This window comes from Pseudomonas sp. AC532, assembly GCF_979258965.1.
The window spans coordinates 3,057,141-3,074,835 of the sequence record NZ_OZ409888.1 but is presented as its reverse complement, the minus strand read 5'-3'; the positions used below and the strand labels follow the sequence as shown (position 1 = coordinate 3,074,835).

At 66.3% G+C, this 17,695-nt stretch carries 15 protein-coding genes; 2 read left to right on the top strand and 13 right to left on the bottom strand.

The genetic code is table 11. The features are described from left to right. Window positions 1-6: 6 nt before the first annotated feature. From ACZ0AV_RS14475 to cpaB, 8 genes are read right to left on the bottom strand one after another with little or no spacing between them, the layout of a single operon-like run. Window positions 7-282, bottom strand: a complete 276-nt coding sequence (locus tag ACZ0AV_RS14475; protein WP_499151674.1) for a DUF3613 domain-containing protein — start codon at window positions 280-282, stop codon at window positions 7-9. A 48-nt stretch (window positions 283-330) separates the two neighbouring features. Continuing rightward, entirely contained in the window at window positions 331-1,842 is a 1,512-nt protein-coding gene (locus tag ACZ0AV_RS14470) for a tetratricopeptide repeat protein (RefSeq protein WP_499151673.1), read from the bottom strand. Beyond that, the gene (locus tag ACZ0AV_RS14465) at window positions 1,839-2,729 is read right to left on the bottom strand and encodes a type II secretion system F family protein (RefSeq protein WP_499151672.1); all 891 of its coding nucleotides are present in this window, start codon (window positions 2,727-2,729) and stop codon (window positions 1,839-1,841) included. Before ACZ0AV_RS14465 ends, ACZ0AV_RS14470 begins: the two co-directional genes overlap by 4 nt. Then, window positions 2,729-3,610, bottom strand: coding sequence for a type II secretion system F family protein (locus ACZ0AV_RS14460; protein WP_499151671.1), 882 nt, complete (start codon window positions 3,608-3,610; stop codon window positions 2,729-2,731). The genes ACZ0AV_RS14465 and ACZ0AV_RS14460 overlap by 1 nt, the downstream gene beginning before the upstream one ends. Window positions 3,611-3,638: 28 nt before the next feature. Further along, window positions 3,639-4,880 (bottom strand): TadA family conjugal transfer-associated ATPase, encoded by a 1,242-nt coding sequence (locus tag ACZ0AV_RS14455; RefSeq protein ID WP_499151670.1) that lies wholly within the window; start codon window positions 4,878-4,880, stop codon window positions 3,639-3,641. After that, a complete protein-coding gene (locus ACZ0AV_RS14450; protein WP_499151669.1) occupies window positions 4,877-6,046 on the bottom strand; it encodes a CpaE/TadZ family protein in 1,170 nt (389 codons plus the stop codon). Before ACZ0AV_RS14450 ends, ACZ0AV_RS14455 begins: the two co-directional genes overlap by 4 nt. An 8-nt stretch (window positions 6,047-6,054) precedes the next feature. Continuing rightward, complete coding sequence (locus tag ACZ0AV_RS14445) at window positions 6,055-7,302, bottom strand: type II and III secretion system protein family protein (RefSeq protein ID WP_499151668.1); 1,248 nt, start codon at window positions 7,300-7,302, stop codon at window positions 6,055-6,057. Between the two features lie 18 nt (window positions 7,303-7,320). Then, complete coding sequence (gene cpaB, locus ACZ0AV_RS14440) at window positions 7,321-8,262, bottom strand: Flp pilus assembly protein CpaB (protein WP_499151667.1); 942 nt, start codon at window positions 8,260-8,262, stop codon at window positions 7,321-7,323. 394 nt (window positions 8,263-8,656) lie between these two features. Between cpaB and ACZ0AV_RS14435 the strand changes: the two genes are divergently transcribed. Together ACZ0AV_RS14435 and ACZ0AV_RS14430 are read left to right on the top strand one after the other, a co-directional pair. Further along, on the top strand, window positions 8,657-8,878 hold the full coding sequence (locus ACZ0AV_RS14435; RefSeq protein WP_499151666.1) for a Flp family type IVb pilin: 222 nt from the start codon (window positions 8,657-8,659) through the stop codon (window positions 8,876-8,878). 62 nt (window positions 8,879-8,940) lie between these two features. After that, complete coding sequence (locus tag ACZ0AV_RS14430) at window positions 8,941-9,342, top strand: response regulator (protein ID WP_499151665.1); 402 nt, start codon at window positions 8,941-8,943, stop codon at window positions 9,340-9,342. Between the two features lie 52 nt (window positions 9,343-9,394). Here the strand turns inward: ACZ0AV_RS14430 and ACZ0AV_RS14425 are convergent, their stop codons facing one another. The 5 genes from ACZ0AV_RS14425 to ACZ0AV_RS14405 form a co-directional block, all read right to left on the bottom strand. Continuing rightward, window positions 9,395-10,756: a TolC family protein gene (locus tag ACZ0AV_RS14425; protein WP_499151664.1), complete on the bottom strand. Its 1,362-nt coding sequence runs from the start codon at window positions 10,754-10,756 to the stop codon at window positions 9,395-9,397. Then, window positions 10,753-13,836: an efflux RND transporter permease subunit gene (locus ACZ0AV_RS14420; RefSeq protein WP_499151663.1), complete on the bottom strand. Its 3,084-nt coding sequence runs from the start codon at window positions 13,834-13,836 to the stop codon at window positions 10,753-10,755. Before ACZ0AV_RS14420 ends, ACZ0AV_RS14425 begins: the two co-directional genes overlap by 4 nt. After that, window positions 13,836-14,969 carry an efflux RND transporter periplasmic adaptor subunit gene (locus ACZ0AV_RS14415; protein ID WP_499151662.1) on the bottom strand — a complete coding sequence of 378 codons (1,134 nt, stop codon included), beginning with the start codon at window positions 14,967-14,969 and terminating at the stop codon, window positions 13,836-13,838. Before ACZ0AV_RS14415 ends, ACZ0AV_RS14420 begins: the two co-directional genes overlap by 1 nt. A gap of 188 nt (window positions 14,970-15,157) precedes the next feature. Then, a complete protein-coding gene (locus ACZ0AV_RS14410) occupies window positions 15,158-17,344 on the bottom strand; it encodes a patatin-like phospholipase family protein (protein WP_499151661.1) in 2,187 nt (728 codons plus the stop codon). A gap of 87 nt (window positions 17,345-17,431) precedes the next feature. Next, window positions 17,432-17,617 (bottom strand): PA3496 family putative envelope integrity protein, encoded by a 186-nt coding sequence (locus ACZ0AV_RS14405; RefSeq protein WP_499151660.1) that lies wholly within the window; start codon window positions 17,615-17,617, stop codon window positions 17,432-17,434. Window positions 17,618-17,695 lie beyond the last annotated feature (78 nt).

Sequence of the window (17,695 nt, the reverse complement as noted above, 5' to 3'; positions counted from 1 at the left end):
TTTGACTCATTGGCTCAATTCTCCGCCGATCTCCTGATCGTAATATTCGGGAATCGGGTGAGTGTGACTGTCCAGCCAGCGCTTCAGCGCCAGCTCCCGCTCGGCAGGTGTCGATGACTGGGAATGGGGCGACGCCAGTTGCCCTTCACGCTGCACCCGCAACCAATAAGCGGTCTGGGTCTCGGCCTGGTGGCCAATCAGGCCGCGCTCGCCCGGCTCCGCTGCCAGAGCCGCCCAGGGTAGACACGCCACCAGCAGGCAGCTGGCAATCCTTATGTTCATGGTGCTCTCCTCGGCCAGGTTTGCCGTGACGCCTTGGCAGGCGCGTTATCAATTGGTGCTGAGCGGCTCGACGCGCACGAAACCGCCATCGTCCGGGACGATCAGACGCCCAGGGCGCATCTCGATCAGATTGTGGCGCGGGCTTGCTGCATTGGTCGCGACCATCGGCGCAGCTGGCGCCGGGGCCACCGAAGCAGCGGCGGGTGCTGGCGGCTGGGTGGCGACCGGCGCAACAGCCGCCACCTGGCGCGGCTGCGAAGGTGCCGGTGCAGCAGCTACCACCGGCGCGGCGCCGCTGACGGCCGGAGCCGTGGGCGCCGTGGCACTGATCACCCGGGCAGCGGCTGGAGCCGAGGCCACCGGAGCAGCGGCGGGTGCTGGCGGCTGGGTGGCGACCGGCGCAACAGCCGCCACCTGGCGTGGCTGCGAAGGTGCCGGTGCAGCAGCTGCCACCGGCGCGGCGCCGCTGACGGCCGCAACCGTCGGCGCCGTGGTACTGATCACCCGGGCAGCGGCTGGAGCCGAGGCCACCGAAGCAGCGGCGGGTACCGGGGCGGGCAGGGCCGAAGGTGCTGGTAGCCTGGCTGCAGCGCTGGCCACCGACAACGGCACCACCGGCGCCGGGCGGAAATTCGAGAGCTGCGGGGCCGGTACGCCCGGCACCTTTGGCGCCTGGGACACGGTTGGCGAAACGGCAGGTCGCAAGGCTCGGGCCGGCGCGGCCGCGAGCGCCGCGACCCTGGTTTCGGCAGTCGGCATGGACGCTACCCGCGCCTCGACCGGCCGGATCGGTGCGCGCTGCGCCGCCGGCGCCGCCGGCGCGGCTGGCGCGGCTGGCGCTGGCCGGGGCGCCACAGCAGGCGCACCCTGCCCCGCCGACCCGGTCTCGCCGCCCAGTTGCCCGCGCAACGCGTTGGCGCGCTCTTGTGCGGTGCGCAACTGGCTGGCGGAGAAGCCCATGCGCTCGGCCAGCGCGTCGGCCTGCGGCACACGGCCCTGGTAGATGAGCAGGGTCAGCAGGTTCAGCGCCGGTTGCCGCTCGGCCTCGTTCAACTCCAGCGCCGTCAGCAGCTCGAAACGAGCCTCGTCCATGCGGCCCAGGTTCATGTACACCACCCCCAGGTCATTGCGGATGGTGTCGCTGGTCGGATCGAGGCTGGCAGCCAGGCGCAAGTGACTCAGCGCTTCATCATTCCGGCCCTGGGCACTGGCCAGTTGGCCGAGGCCATGTTCGCCCTGGGCCTTCAGGCAGCTATCTACCAGGCTGGCGTATAGCTCCCCGGCTTCCGGGCGATTGAGTGAACGCAGGATGCGCGCCTTGCTCAAGCGTGCCTGGGGCAGGTCCGCGGGCAGCCGTTCGAGATTGGCCAGCGCCGCGTGCAAACGCCCTTCGTCAGCGGTTTTCTGCGCCAGGTTGAGGCTCAGCTCCTGCTCCTGGGACAAGGGTGCACAAGCCTGCGGATTGGTTTCGGCCCTGCCCACCAACGAAGAGGGAGCCTGGCTGCTCGCGCAGCCGCTCAACAGGCTCACCATCCCTACCAGGGTCACTACGCGCTTCATTTCATCTCCCCAAGGGCCCCGACGATCGCGATAAATCCGGGCCCTGCCAATACGATCAACAATGCCGGAAACAGGAACACCATCATGATGACGGACATCTTGCCGGACAATTTGGACACTCTTTCTTCGAGAGCCGTGTGGTGCCGATCATCGATCAGCTCTTTGAGCCGCAGCAGGGAGGCCATGGCCCCGCCGCCCTGGACGATAAGCTGTTCAAGGATGACCACGCAATCAGTCACCTCGTACACCTCCAGCAGCGCGGCCATGTCACGTAACTCACGGCCCAGTTCCAGGCCGGCATCGACACGCGCCAGGGCTTGGCGCAGCTCGCTGCTGAGGTTCGGCAGGATACGCTCCGACTCCTTGCTGAGCACGCGCAGGGCCTGTTCGACGGTCATGCCGACATCGAAGAGGATGCGCAGCAGCGGGATGAACGTCGTGACCTCCTCGGCCAGCCGCTCCTGGCGCTCCTTCGCCGCCCAGGCCAGCCAGCGCTTGGGCAGCAGATAACCGATGCCCAGCGCAAACACCGGCGCCAGCCACACCGGCTGCGGCGGCTTGCTCAGCAGCAGCTGCACGATCACCACCAACAGCAGCAGAGCCAGCGGCGTGCCCAGCTGAATCGCCGAGAACAGGGCCTGCTGGCTGCGCTTGCGCCAGCCCAGGCGATTGAGCAATTGCTGGGTTTCGGCATCCATACTCAGGGTTCGCTGGCCCAGCGAGCTGCCGCCGATACCACGCAACAGCCCGCCGCCGGAGACTCGCGGCGCCGTGCCCATGCGCTGGCTGAACTGGCGCCGGGCGCGCAGATCGGCGTAGGCCAGGTACAGGAACAACAGCGCCAGCAGCAATTGCAGCAGCGCGCTGAGCAGCAGCAAGCCGCCCATCACAGGCTCCTCAGCATGCGCCACAGCGAAACGCTGCCCAGCGCCTGCAACACGAACGCCAGCAGCAGGACGATGCGCCCGGTGGATTCCTGCCACATGCCGAGCATGAACTGCGGGTTGCTGACGAAGATGTAGCAGGCCAGGGCCAGCGGCAGCCCACCCATGACATAGGCGCTGATGCGCGTTTCGCCGGTCATTGCGCGCAGTTTTCGGCCACTCTGCTCGCGCTCGCGAATCAACCGGATGAGGTTGTTCAGCAACTCGGTGCTGTTGCCGCCGTAACGCTGGTTGACCCGCACGCCGAGGGCCAGCACCTGGAATTCGTCACGCTCGTAAAGGTCGGCGAAATCCTGCAGCGCGTCGCCCAGGCCCATGCCACGCTGCACGTTGCGGCGAGTCCTGGCCATTGCCCCGCGTAGCGGCTCGGGCGCATTTTCCATCCCCAGCATCAGTGCATCGCCCAGCGCGCGACCGGATTTCAGGCTGCGAATCACGTGATCGAGAAAGATCGGCAACCGCTCGATCATCCGCTGCACCCGGCGCCGGTAGCGCAGGGCGATGAACAGGTGGCCCAGCAACAGCGGCAGCAGCAACATGATCAGCAGGCCGAACCAGTGGCCGACAATCAGGCCCAGCAGAGCGCCGAGCAGCCAGATGCCCAGCCACAGGCCGAGCCCCTGGCGCGGCTTGCTGAAGCCGGCGCGCAGGAACACCTTGTCCACATAACCCATGGAGAGCGCCTGCTGGGGTTGCGGCTGGTCCATCAGCAGGCGCTGGATGACCTGCTCCGACGCCGCCTGCGCCCGGCCACGGCGCAGCATCAGCAGGCCCAGGCCGAGCAGGACCAGGCAGATCACTCCCAGCAGCAACGCAACGCTCATCCCTGCACTCCTTGGCACGTGGCCCTCTTCAATCCCGACGCATCTTGTGCCCGGCCGGGTTCGGCGCATCGCGGCAAAAGGTGCCGGTGCCGTTGCGGTCGAGGCGAAACAGGGTATTGGTCACGTACTGGTCCTCGCGCAGGCCCAGTACCTCGACGACCTCGCTGACGCAGCGCCGACCGTCAGGCATGCGCGTCAACTGCACCACCACGTCGAGCGCCGCGCAGATCATCTGCCGCAGCGTGCGCTCGGCAACCCGGGCACCGGAGAACCCCACCAGGGTCTCCAGGCGCAGCAGGGCATCCTGCGCATTGTTGGCATGCACGGTGCTCATCGAGCCGTCGTGGCCAGTGTTCATGGCGGTCAGCACGTCGAGCACCTCGGCGCCACGAATCTCGCCCAGTACGATGCGGTCCGGGCGCATGCGCAGGGCATTGCGCACCAGCTCGCGGGCACCGACTTCGCCATAGCCCTCGGCGTTCGGCGGGCGGGTTTCCAGGCGCACCACGTGATCGTGGTTGAGCCCCAGCTCGGCGGTATCCTCAATGGTGACGATACGCTCACGCGGGTCGATCATCTGGCTGAGCATGTTCAGCAGCGTGGTTTTACCGGTACCGGTACCGCCGCTGACCATGATGTTGCAGCGCCGCCTGACCATCAGCTCCAGGCAGCTCAGCATGGCCTGGTCCAGGGAGTTGCTGGCCAGCAGGTCGGCGCTGCGCAGCATGTCCTTGCGGAACTTGCGCACCGAGATGCACGGACCGTCCAGGGCCACCGGGGGGATGATCGCGTTGATACGGCTGCCATCGGGCATGCGCGCGTCGACCATCGGCGAAGACTCGTCGAGCCGCCGGCCCACGGGCGCCAGGATGCGCTGGATGACACGCAATACATGCTGGTCGTCGATGAAACGCAGGTCGCTGAGTTGCAGCACACCGCCGCGCTCGATGAACACACGGTGCGGGCCATTGACCAGAATCTCGGTCACGCCTTCATCCTTGAGCAGCATTTCCAGCGGGCCGAAACCGGTTAGCTCGTCCACCAGCTCCTCGGCCAGGCGATCCACTTCGTAGCGCGAGATGGCGATCTGTCGGCGGCTGACGTACTCGCTGACCTGCTCGGCGACGAACATCGCCAGCGAGCCGCGGGTGCCCTCCAGAAGGTTTTCGCCCTTCTCCTCCAGCGCGTCGATCAGGTAGCGGTGCAGCACCGGCTTGAGGTCATGAACCGCAACCCGGCCACCATCGCCGCCGAACACTCCGATGCTCATGGTGTAATCCTCAATATGCGCTGCCACCAACGCCGTGAACCGCCCTGCTTGTGCTCCACCACCCCGTTGGCAAGCGCCAACAGGCCCTGGGTGAGGCCGTCGCGGGGCGCGAACTTGTAAAGCGTAACGCCCTCGTTCTTGGCCCTGAGACGCGTAACCGGGCTCAACGGCAGGCCGGCCTCGAGCGGCAACGCGAAGGTCTTGCCGAGTTCCTCCAGGCCGGGTGCCACCCCTGCCTGATAGCGGTCGACCAGTAGCCGCGCATGGTCGAGCTTGATGCCCTTGCCGCGCCAGGTTGCCAGCAACGAGAGGTTGCGCCGGCAGTTAGGCACGCTCTGGTCGATGCACCAGAACAGCCGCTGGGCGTGGGTGGAAAAAGAGCGCAGGCCATCGCTGTCCGGCTGGCCGCAAAGGTTCACCACCACGTGCTGGAAATGCTGGCGCAGGCTGCCGAGCAGCAGAAACAGCTCGCCAAGGCTGAAGCGTTCGAGGGCGTCGTCATCCGGCCCATGAGGCAGCAAGCGCAACCCATCGGGGTGCCGGGAAAACGCACTCTCGATCAGGTTCGAATCGAGGCGGCGGATATTTCTCAGTGCGTCGCCGACGCAGAACGATGACTCCAGCCCGAACAGTTCGAGGCTCTCACCCCTTGGCACGCCAAGGTCGACGAACAGGCATCGCTGGCCCCGCGCCTGGATCTGCAGGGCAAGGTGCACCGCCAGCAGCGCCGCATCCGGGTCCGGCTGCAGGCCATAGAGCAGGGTCAGCTCACCCTGCTCGCGGGACGGTGGCAGTTGCGGCAGGCGCTGCGTCAGGCGGCGAACCAGGCCCAGCACTTCACTGCTGCGCGAGCCGTAGGCGATGAAATCCCGCGCTCCGGCGCGCATGGCGTTGAGCACCAACTGGTTGTCCAGGCCATCGCCCAGGGCGACCACCACGACCATCGGCCTTACATCGAGAAGCGCCTCGATCAGTGCGCATTGCGTGGTCTGCCCCTCACGGCTGAGGCCGATGAACACCAGGCAGCTGCCGGTCATGTCCATCAGACCGAGTACGTCATCGAGGGTCTCGCCGACGTTGAGCACCTGGCCCTGGCCGGCCAGGGCCGCCTGCAGCCATTCGAGGTCCTGTTTGCGGCGGGTCTGCGCGAGAAATATCTGCTCCATGCCCACTCCTAGCGCGACAGCCCGTCAGCCCGGTGGTAGTCACCGTTCTCGAGAAACAGCTGACGGAACACGCCCGGGTCGTAGTCGCGAAACTCCTCGCCCGGCAACTCGGGAAGCTGCGCATTGGCGGCCATTGGTTGCACCAGGCGCGGGGTGACGACCATCAGCAACTCGCGCTCCTCCCTGTCGATTCGCGATGAGCGGAAAAATGCCCCGAGCACCGGGATATCGCCGAGAAACGGCAACTTGTCCACAGACGAGGAACTGTTGGTGGAGATCAGCCCGCTGATCACGAAGCTTTCGCCGTCGGCCAGCGATACGCTGGTATCGGTACGCCGCACATTGAGGGCCGGGACTTGAGTACCGGCAATGGTTATACCGGCGGTAAAATCCAATTCGCTGACCTCCGGGGCCACCTTCAGGCTGATGCGGTTGCGCCCGACCACGGTTGGCGTCAGCGTCAGGCGTACGCCGAATTCCTTGTATTCGATGGAGATCGAATCACTGCCGCTGCTCGGCACCGGGATGGGAAACTCACCACCGGCCAAAAAGCTCGCGCTCTGCCCGTTCAATGCCACCAGGCTGGGCCGCGCCAGGGTGTAGGCGAAACCGCTGTTTTCCAGGGCATCGAGACCGAGCAGAAACTTGCTGCTGCCCCCGCCCCAAAGAATGTTGAAGCCGTCTCGGGAGAGCGGGAACGCAGCGCCCGAGCCCACGCCGCTCACGCCGCCCACCGGTACCGCGGCCGGACCGGTACCGGGCGCGCCGATCAGGAAGTTGTTGGAGGTCGTGCCAAACAGCCGTACCCCTACTTCACGCAACTTGCTGCGCCGCACTTCGACGAAGCGAATGTCGGTCTGCACCTGGCTGGGGACGACGTCCTCGTCGTAAGGCACCACCGGTTCGGCAACCGCGGCGGTGGCGGCGCCCTGGACCGAGACCATGCTCTGCCTGGGCTCACGGTCGCAGCGCGTCCATACCATCAGGCTGGTCGCGCCGCTCTTCTTGCCCAACAGCAGAAAGCTGTCGTTGCTGTTCAGGCTTACGTCGGCCACCTCAGGGTCGCCGATGGCCAGGCGTGTGATCGGCACCGGGAAACGCAGCTCGCGTTGCACGCCCTGGGTCACTTCCAGCACCGCCGGTACCGGTTCGAGGCCCGCGCACGAGGCGAACGCCAGGTGCGGCAGGCTGGCTGCCGCCACCACCAGGCATATCGCCAAACGCGATAGACGAGGACTACGGTTGGCATCGTTCATTGAGTGCATCCTTGCCGGTCAGGGAGTTTGCCGAGTGGCATCGTTACCGCGGTACACCTGGATGCTCGGCGGCGCTGCGGGCGCAGGCGAGGTCAGCGATGCCGGCCTCGGTGCAGCGCCACGCTGGGCAAGCTGCTCGAACTGAAACAGCTGGCGCTGCGCCTCGACGATATCGGCCTTCAGCTCGTCGCCAGCGTAGTAGCCGGCCAGCAGCTGCTCATCAGCGCTGCGCACCGCCAGACGCAGGCTGCCTATCTGGGTGGCCAGCATGAAGCGCGTCAGCAGCGGTTCGGGAATGGCCAGTACGGCGGTCGTCGGCGGGCGCCGCCGACGGTTGTCGTCGCCATCCAACGGCGGCTGTGCGGCCTCGCCCTGATTGGTCGCCCCCAGGTGTTCGCCGACACTCAGCAGGCGCAACGCCGGGATCAGCACCTGCGCGGTCTGGTCGCTGTTGCGCTGGTCCTGAGGCAGGTACAACAGCACGTCCACATAATCGCCGGGGCGCAGGTGCCCGCCGCCGCCAATCACCTCGTCCACCGCTACCGCGATGGCGCGCTCCTGGGGCCGGATCATGCGCGCCAGGGGGCCGCCCATGTCGAATGCCGCCTCGTTCAGCACGGTGCCGGCCGGGGTCTGCCGCCACAGCGTGCGGCCGAGCAGGTCATCGGGGCGGGAGAAACTGCCTGGCGGGGCGAGGCGCAGCCGCTCCACGGTGAGGTCATCACGGGTGATGGGGGCCAGCGGTTGCACGTCCCGCGCGAGCACCACGACGCTGGTACGCTGCTGCTCGTCGACCTGGGCCTGCACGTGAGCACCGACCTGCTCTGCGGGGGTTCCCGGGGCCGCTGCGGGCAGTGCTGGCGTTGCGGCGTCACGACTCAGGGTCAGGCCCCAGTAGCCCGTGATCACGGCACCGGCCAGCAGCACGCTGGCCAGCACCAATGTCATTCGACTATTCATGACAGCACGCTCCCTGTAGCCACAACACCGCACCTCTGCATAGATTGGACAGTCATGCAGATAACGATAGGCATAAAATTGATCCGCGTTGAATATCGGCCACCCGGCTGTGCACTTTAATAATTAAATGCCTTAAACTTTAAGGCACAGCCACTACTCGATAGTGTGTCTGCCATTCGTCGGCATTTCTTCGCCACTGCGCGTCAATTTCCATATCACTGTAGCCCAACCGACAACTTAAGCATTGAATTCATTAACGCTTATAGTTGTGACTAATACTTTATATATAATACCAAGGTGCGTTTGCTAACGGCCGCGCCGCATTTCTACACTTCTCCCTGCAAGCCCCATCTACAGGCGCCCTGCCTGTACGGCTACAGAGGAAGTACCCATCATGTCCGCACTCACCCTCCTTCGCAAAAAAGTTCGCGCATTCTTCTCCAGGGAAGATGGTGCGTCGGCGATTGAATATTCGATCATCGCCGGATTGATATCGGTGGTTTTCATTGCTGCCGCCTCGACTGTCGGCAAAGATGTAAACACCGTGTTCACCACCATCAGTACCGAATTGGTCAAAGCAAAGGCGCCAGCTACCACCCCCCCAGCGGGCGGCTAAACAACGCCTCAACTTGATAGGTGCAGAGCGGAAGTAACTATCACACCAGACTGGGTTTATCTATGCGCCAACATATCTTGCTGGTCGACGATGAAACCGATGCCCTCGAAGAACTGGGCGAGTTGCTCGAGGGTGAAGGTTTCCGCTGCCATTGCGCCAATAGCGTAGGCGCGGCGATGGCATGCCTGGCCACCTGGCCGGCCATCGCGCTGGTGATCACCGACCTGCGCATGCCTGAGGAAAGCGGGCTGCGCCTGATTCAGAACCTTCGGGCCAATCCGCAACACGCAACCCTGCCGATCATCGTGATGTCCGGCCATGCCGACATGAACGACGTGATTGGCCTGCTGCCCCTGCAGGTGGCGGATTTCCTGCCCAAACCCATCTATCAGGAACGCCTGATCGAGGTGCTCAACCAGCGCTTCCCGGTTGCCCAGGCCACGCCTTCGCAAGCCACTCTCTAGCGTTTGGCGCCCGCGCGGCGGTGCCCCTTGATGTACCGTTCGACCTTTGCGCTCAATCCACGGGCCTGCCTGGCTCGCCTGCGCTATTGCCCTGCGCCGGTGCCAGCCCCAGCGTCCGGTAGATCTCGACCCACCTCAGCGCCACCTCGGTAAACGCCCGTTGCTGCTCGAGTTGCGTATCGAACTGGGTGCGCTCGGCATCCAGCACTTCGATCAGCGATACCGTGCCGGCCTCGTACTGCCGTTGCGCCAGCGCCGTGGCATTGCCGGCCGAGCGGCTGGCGGTGTCCAGCAGGCGTTGACGATCGAGCCCCTGGACATAGGCGCTGATTGCACTTCGGGTTTCCCGCAGGGCCTGGATCAGGCTTGCCTGATAGGCAAGCCAGGCCTGCTCGCGCAGCGCATCACCGGCTTCGATGTTGGCGCGAATCCGCCCGAAGTCGAACAGCGGTTGCAGTGCCTGTCCGCTTAACGTCCAGGCCGGCACGCCAGCGCCTTGCTCGAAGCCTACCAGCGCGCCCAGGGTCAGCTGTGGATAACGCAGCGCCCTGGCCGCGTCCAGGCTGCTGTCGGCTGCCAGCAACCGCAACTCTGCGGCACGCACGTCAGCCCGCGCGCGCAGGCTGCTGGCAGGCAGCTCCAGCAGCGGCAGCAGGCGGTCGTCACGAGGCGCCAGCGGAGCTGCCTGCTCGGCCAGTACCGCGTCGATGCGTGGCTGCTCGGCGTTGAGCAGGTAGGCCAGCGTATAACGCGCCGCTTGCGCACGCTGGCGCGCTTCGGGAATGGCGGCCCGCGTGATCGCGAGCTGGGTATCGAAACGCTCTACATCGAAGCCACTGGCGGTGCCCTGTTCGAAACGGACCCGCGTGATGCGGGCGATCTGCGCCTGGCTGTCAGCGGCCCGGCCGGCGATCTCCATCTCACGCTGGGCCAGGCGGTATTGCAGGTAGGTGCCGGCCACGTCGGCGATCAGGCTGACGCGCAGCGCCTGGTAGTCGGCGCCCGCCGCCTGCAGGTTGGCCTCGGCGGCACGCTGCAGGGCACCCAGGCGCCCGAACAGGTCGGCCTCCCAGCTCAGGTCGAGACCGTAGAAGTAATCCTCGTCGTGGCCATCGCTGGCGCTGCGGCCCTGCTGGTGGCTGCCGGTGATGTTCAGCGTCGGATAACGGTTACCGGCCGCCTGGCGGCGCAGCGCCCGCTGCTCGCGAATGCGCTCGGTGGCGGCCGCCAGATCCAGGTTATCGCGCAGGGCCAACACCACCAGTTGGTCCAGGGCGGGATCCTCCAGGCTCTGCCACCAGGCCTGCGGCAGCACCGCTACCGCCTCCGCCGGCAGCGGCACGGGCGGTAACGGTGCACGGCTGCCGCAGGCCCACAGCGACACACAGGCGAGCACCAGCAGCAGTCGCTTCATGGCGCAGCCTCCCGGCGCCCGGCCATCGGCTTGCGGCGTCCGGCCAGGTGGCGGTCCATCATCAGGTACACCACCGGGGTGGTCAGCAGCGTCAGCACCTGGCTGAACAACAGGCCGCCCACCACCGCCACGCCCAGCGGCTCGCGCAGTTCGGCGCCGGTGCCGAAGGCGAGCATCAGCGGCACCGCGCCAAACATCGCCGCCAGGGTGGTCATGAGGATCGGCCGGAAGCGGGCCATGCACGCCTGGTGGATGGCGTCGCGAGGCGTCATGCCCTGGCGCTGGGCCTGCAGCGCGAAATCGACCAGCAGGATGCCGTTCTTCTTGACGATGCCGATCAGCAGAATCAGCCCGATCAGCGCCATGATGGAAAAATCCAGGCCCCACAGCCAGAGCAGCAGCAAGGCGCCGATCCCCGCCGAAGGGATGGTCGACAGGATGGTCAGCGGGTGCACCAGGCTCTCGTAGAGCACGCCAAGAATGATGTACACCGCCACCAGTGCCGCGAGAATCAACCAGGGTTGCGATGCCAGGGTTTCCTGAAAGGCCTGTGCCGCGCCGCTGAAGCGCCCGCTGATGCTGGCCGGCATGCCGATGTCCTGCTCGACCTGGCGCAGTACCGCCACGGCATCGCCGAGGGCCACGCCGGGAGCCAGGTTGAAGGACAGGTTGGCGGACGGCAGCATGCCGCTGTGGTTGATGCTCACCGGTGCCGGTTTGGCCGGCAGTACCTGCACGAAGGTGCTCAGCGGCACCAACTGCCCGCTGGCTGGCGAGCGCAGCTGGAACAGCTCCAGGCTCTGTACCTGCTGGCGCTGGCTGCTGCTCAGCTCCAACACCACCTGGTACTGGTTCGCCGCGGTCTGGATCTCGTTGATGCGCCGCTGGCCGAAGGCGTCATACAGCGCCTCGTCGACATCGGCCGCCGAGAAGCCGTAACGCGAGGCCGCTGCACGGTCGATCTGCACCGGGGTTACCGAGGCGTCGAACTGCAGGTCGTTGTTGACGTCACGAAACAGCGGGTGGCCCTGCAGCCGTTCGGTGAGGCGCGGCGTCCAGGTCGCCAGTTCCTCCAGCGAGCGGCTGCGCAGCACGTACTGGTACTGGGCGCGAGACGCCCGCGAGCCGAGGTTGATGTCCTGGCCCGCGCGCAGGGTCACGCGCAGGTCGGGGATCGCCGCGAACTGCGGGCGCAGGCGGTCGATGATCTGTTCTACCGTCGCCTCGCGGGCATCCGGGTCGCTCAGCACCACCGCCAGGCCACCCACGCTGTAGCTGCCGTCGTTGCCGATATCGGCATTGAAGGCAACGACATCCGGGTCGTTACGCAGAATGTCCACCACCTGGCGGCTCTTGGTGCGCATCGCCTGGTAGGAAATGTCCGCCGAGGCCTGCACCGTGCCATTCATGAAGCCGGTGTCCTGCAGCGGAAAGAAGCCCTTGGGCATCAGCGCGAAACCGCCCACGCTGATGGCGATACAGGTGAAGAACACGGCCAGGATGCTGCGCGGATGATCCAGCGACCACAGCAGCGCGCGCTCGTAACCGCCGAGCACCCGGCGCATGGTCGGGCCCGGGCCACCATGGTTGGCCAGCGGGCGCATGCACAGCGCTGCCAGGGCAGGTGCCAGGGTCAGGCAGACCACCACGGAAATCAGAATCGCCGAGGTGGCTGCCACTGCGAACTCGCGGAACAGGCGGCCGACATAACCGCTCATGAAGAACAGCGGAATGAACACCGCCACCAGCGACAGGCTGATGGACACCACGGTGAAGCCGATCTCGCGCACGCCGTCGAGCGCGGCCTGAACCCGACCGACACCGCGCTCCAGGTGCCGGTGGATGTTCTCGACGACGACGATGGCGTCATCGACGATGAACCCCACCGCCACGATGATCGCCACCAGCGTCAGGTTGTTCAGCGACAGCCCGAACGCCAGCATGGCCGCGCAGGCGCCGATCACCGAGGTGGCCAGCACCGCGAACACCACCAGGGTCGCCGACCACTGACGCAGGAACAGCGCCATGATGCCGATCACCAGCGCCACGGCGATCAGCAGGGTGAGCTCGGCCTCGTGCAGCGAGGCGCGGATGGTGCGCGTGCGGTCATTGAGCACCTTGACCTCGAGGTCGGCCGGCAGACCGGCGGTCAGTTCCGGCAGGGCCGCGGTCACCGCATCGGCGGTGGCGACGATGTTGGCGCCCGGCTGGCGGCGGATCACCACCGCCACCCCCGGCTTGCCGTCCGGCGTGGCCTGCGTATAGGCGTTCTCGGCACCGGGCACCACGCTTGCCACGTCGCCCAGACGCACCGCGGCGCCGTTGCGGTAGGCGACGATCAGCTCGGCGTAGTCGCCGGCCTCGAACAGTTGGCCGTTGCTGTCCAGGGTCGACAGGCGATGCTCGCCCACCAGCGCGCCGGTGGGCCGATTGCCGCTGGCGCGCTGCACTGCGGCGCGTATGTCGGCCAGGGTGACGCCGGCCGCGACCAGCCGCTCGGGGCGTGCCTGGATGCGGATCGCCGGGCGTTGCAGGCCGTTGAGGCGGATCATCCCGACGCCTTCGATCTGGCTCAGCTGACGGGCGATGGCCGACTCGGCGAGGTCGCTGACCTCATAGGGCGAGAGCGTGTCGGAGGTGACCGAGAGGATCAGGATCGGCGTGTCCGCCGGGTTGATCTTGCGCCACACCGGCAGCTCCGGGAGCTGGCTGGGCAGCCGCGACGAGGCCGCATTGATGGCTGCCTGGACTTCCTGGGCGGCGGCGTCGATGTCCTTGTCGAGGGTGAACTGCAGGATCAGCTCGACACGCCCCAGGGAGCTGGTCGAGGTCATGTCGTCGACACCGGGAATGGCACTGAGCTGCACTTCCAGCGGCGTGGCCACCGACGAGGCCATGGTCTGCGCACTCGCACCTGGCATTTGCGCGGAAATCTCGATGGTCGGCGCGTCCACTTCCGGCAACGGCGCCAGCGGCAGCCGCGCAAAGGCGATGACGCCGCCGAGAATCAGCGCCAGGGCCAGCAGAATCATGCCGATCGGGTGCCCGATGCACAGCGCGTAAAACCCGCGCGGCTGCATCAGCGCGGGTCCTCGGCCACGACCGGTACCGGCTCGCTGCGGCGCACGCTGACGCCCGGGCGCAACCGCGACTGACCATCGGTGACCACCTGATCCCCGGCGGCCAGGCCTTCGACCACGGCCCATTGCGGGTCTTCGTGCAGCACCCTGACCGCCACCGGCTGCGCCTCGCCGTTCTCGACCCGCCATACGAAGGTGCCTTCGCTGCGTTGGCGGATCGCCTCCAGCGGCACGGCCAGGGCCCCGATGAGCAGGTCGGTCTGGAGGGTGACCACCACCGACTGATCGGGCCACAGCTGTTCATCGGCGTTGCCGAAGCGCGCCTTGAAGCGCAGGGTGCCGGTATCCAGCGCCACGCGGTTGTCGATCAGCGCCAGCTGCCCGCTACCGAGCAGCGTGCCACCCTCCTCGCGAAAGGCCTGCACCGGGGGTTTATCAGCGGCGGCAAGCAGGCGCTGCAATTCCGGCAGGCGGCGCTGCGGCAGGGTCGCTTCGATATCGATGGGATTGGTCTGCACCACCGAGAACAGGCTGGCGGTGTCATTGGCGCGCAGCAGGCTGCCAACGTCGACATTGCGGATGCCCAGCCGGCCATCGATGGGCGACAGGATGCGGGTGTGGGACAGCTGCACCTGGGCCGCCACTACCGCGGCGTCGCGAGTCGCCAGGGTCGCCTGCAGGCGCGCCACCAGGGCCTTCTGCTGATCCAGGGTCTGCGCCGGCGAGGCCCGTTCGCGCACCAGGTTCTGGTAACGCTGCAGATCGAGGCGGGCAATCTCCAGCTCGGCGCGGGTCACTCCGCGTTCGGCTTCCGCCTGCTGCAGCGCGGCGCGCAGGCTACGGTCATCGAGGCGCGCCAGCAGTTGCCCCTTGCGCACCTGCTGGCCTTCGCCAACGGGCAGTTCGACCAGCGTGGCATCGACCTGGGCGCGGATCTCCACGCTGTTCAACGCCCGTACCCGGCCCAGGGTGCGCAGCAACACGGGAATGTCGGCGGGCACTACCTCATGGATGACCACCGGCACCGCGGTGGGCGCGGCGGTAACCGGCGCGTCGGGCGCGCGCAGCCAGAACACCAGCGCGCCCAGCAACAGCAGGGGAATAACGACCAGCAGGGTACGAGAGAGGGACATGCCGTTTCTTCATGAAAAGTGCGGCGCGGCCGCGAACCGCACCCGAAGCGACAGCAAGTGCCGCGAATGCAGGCTGTTGTAACGGATTTCCGTGTTGAATTCGTCCCTGATTTGCCGAATTTACACAACTATCCGTAACAGATCGCGTCCCTGCGCACGGTGGCGCGCATGCCGACGGTTGCGCCCCGTTAAAAACTGCGCCCCAGGTTCAGGTAAAGCGCCTTCTCGTTCTGGTCATTGAGCCCGTAGCTGAAGTTCAGCGGGCCCAACGGCGTTTCGTAACCCAGGAACACACTGCCCGCGTTGATGTAGCCGCTGTCGAACTGGTTGTCGTTGTTCCACACCCGGCCTCGCTCCAGCGAGGCGCCGAGGTACAACGGAAAATCCAGCGGCAGGAACGAGCGCGGCGTCATGCGCCGGTAATAGACCATCCGCGCCAGGCTGATGTTCTGCCCGGCCAGGGCGTCCTGGCGAAAGCCCGACAGTTGCCGCGCCCCACCGAGCTGGAAGCTGGAGGTGACCACCTCGGCGTCGTCCAGGGTGCGCCCGTAGCGACCGCCCACCACCAGGCTGTGCGGCCCGTGGCTGAAGGCCTTGTCGAGCTTCAGCTCCCACTGGCGGTAGCGGTCGTCGGCGCCCAGGCTGGCATCGTACTGGCGCAGGTGCAGGCCGATTTCCTCGCCCTCGTGGGGAAAGTCGACGTTGTCGAGGGTGTCGAACGAGTACTGCATCTCGTAGTAGCCCTCGGTAAAGCTGAACTCCGGCTGGTCACGCTCGCCAATGCGCACCTCGGCGTCGCCCACCGCCTGGCCAATGCCGAAGCGCAGCTCGCCATTGTTGGCGATCTGCCGGCCCACATTCAGCCCGTAGCCGTAGCGCTGTACGCGATACTCGGCGACCGGATCATTATCGAGCACGGCATCGACGTTCCAGGCTTCGGCAGACAGGTTGGGCGCCACGAACCAGCGCGAGCCGACGTCCAGCGGCTGGTAGAACTCGGTGTAGAGCTCCTGGCGGTCGCCGAGCTGAACACGGGTCAGCCACTCGGCGCCGAGTCGGTTGATGCCGTTCTTGCGAAAGCTCGCGCCCAGGTTGAAGACGCTGTCGCCGTGGAAGTCATCGGACAGGTTCAGCCCCAGGCGCAGGTAGTCGGTACCGGTGCGCTTCTCGCGCGCATCGATCACCAGGGTGTTTTCATCGTTGTGGCTGACCACCCGATACTGCACGCGCTCGAAGTAATCGAGGCCGTACAGGGTGCCCATGTCGCGCTGCAGGCGGGTCATGTCCAGCGGCTCGCCGATCGGCTGGCGGATGTAGTTGCGGATCACCTCGTCGCCGACCTTGGAGTCGTTGTCCACCTGGATGGCATGGATCACCGGCGTGCGCTGCTCGGCGCTGCGCGCCAGGGTCAGCGCCGGGTTGCCGCCACTGCGCCGGACCAGTTCGCTCAACCGTGGCTGCAGCGCCCTGGCAGCCTGGTAGCCCGCCTCGATCATTTCCTCGCCGCGGCCAAAATCGGTGACCGCGAACCGTGCCATATCCGGCTGCACCAGCACATCGGAGGCGCGCAGCGTCGCCAGTTGTTCCTCGGAATTGCGCCGGGTCATCATGGTGATCGACTGGTTGAGCACATCGACCACGGTAAGCAGCTCCTTGCGCGGTTTCAGCGGGGTGCCGATGTCGACCACGATGACCCGGTCGACGCCCATGTCGCGCGCCACGTCCACGGGGATATTGTCGACCATGCCGCCATCGACCAGCAGCCTGCCGTCCAGCTCGACCGGGGCGAATACCGCGGGGATCGACATGCTGGCGCGGATCACCTGCGGCAGGTGACCGCTGCGAAACACCACCTTCTGGTCGTTGGCGATGTCGGTGGCCACGGCGCGAAAGGGAATCGGCAGGCGGTCGAAGTCGCGTACGTCGCTACTGCGCACCAGCAGCCGCTCGAGCAGCAGCGCCAGGTTCTGGCCCTGGATCACGCCCAGCGGCAGGCCCAGGCTGCCGTCGTCGCGGAAACTCAGGCGCTGCTTGATGAGAAAGTCGCGGTCGTCCTGCTTGCGGCGAAACGGCATGTCGGTGCGCGGCGGATCATCGGAGAGCACCTGCCGCCAGTCCATGGTCAGCGCCACTTCCTCAAGCTCGGCGATGCTGTAGCCCGATGCGTACAGGCCGCCGATCACCGCGCCCATGCTGGTGCCGGCGATGGCGTCGATCTGCACGCCCTGCTCTTCCAGCGCCTTGAGCACGCCGATATGCGCCAGCCCCCGCGCGGCGCCACCGGACAGCACCAGGCCGATCTTCGGCTGCGCAGCCTGCGCGGCGGCGAATAGCGGAAAAAGCAGGAGCAGCAGAACGAGCAGACGACGACGCATGGCACATCCCTGGCGGTGGGCAAAGGCGCCATTATAGGAGCCTCGTCGCCTGGGATGCGCGGTGCACGGGTGTTGCCTGCAGATTACTCAGTGCAAGCGGTGGCGCTCGCCGGAGAACGGGTCATGAAAGCTGGAAATTTCCGACTGCAAACGACGGTTCTCGCCGTAGGCCTCGATGGCGCGGCGGTAGCGCATGCGTTGCTCGTCGAGCAGTTTGCGCCGGGCTTTGACCACACTCTGTTCGTGATGCGCTTCATCCACATGGCGAGCCATGGCAGGTCTCCAGGTTGAATAACGGGAGACCAGATTCAGCCAGCAGCGTGACAGTTTGAGGGCAACGCGGTGACGCTG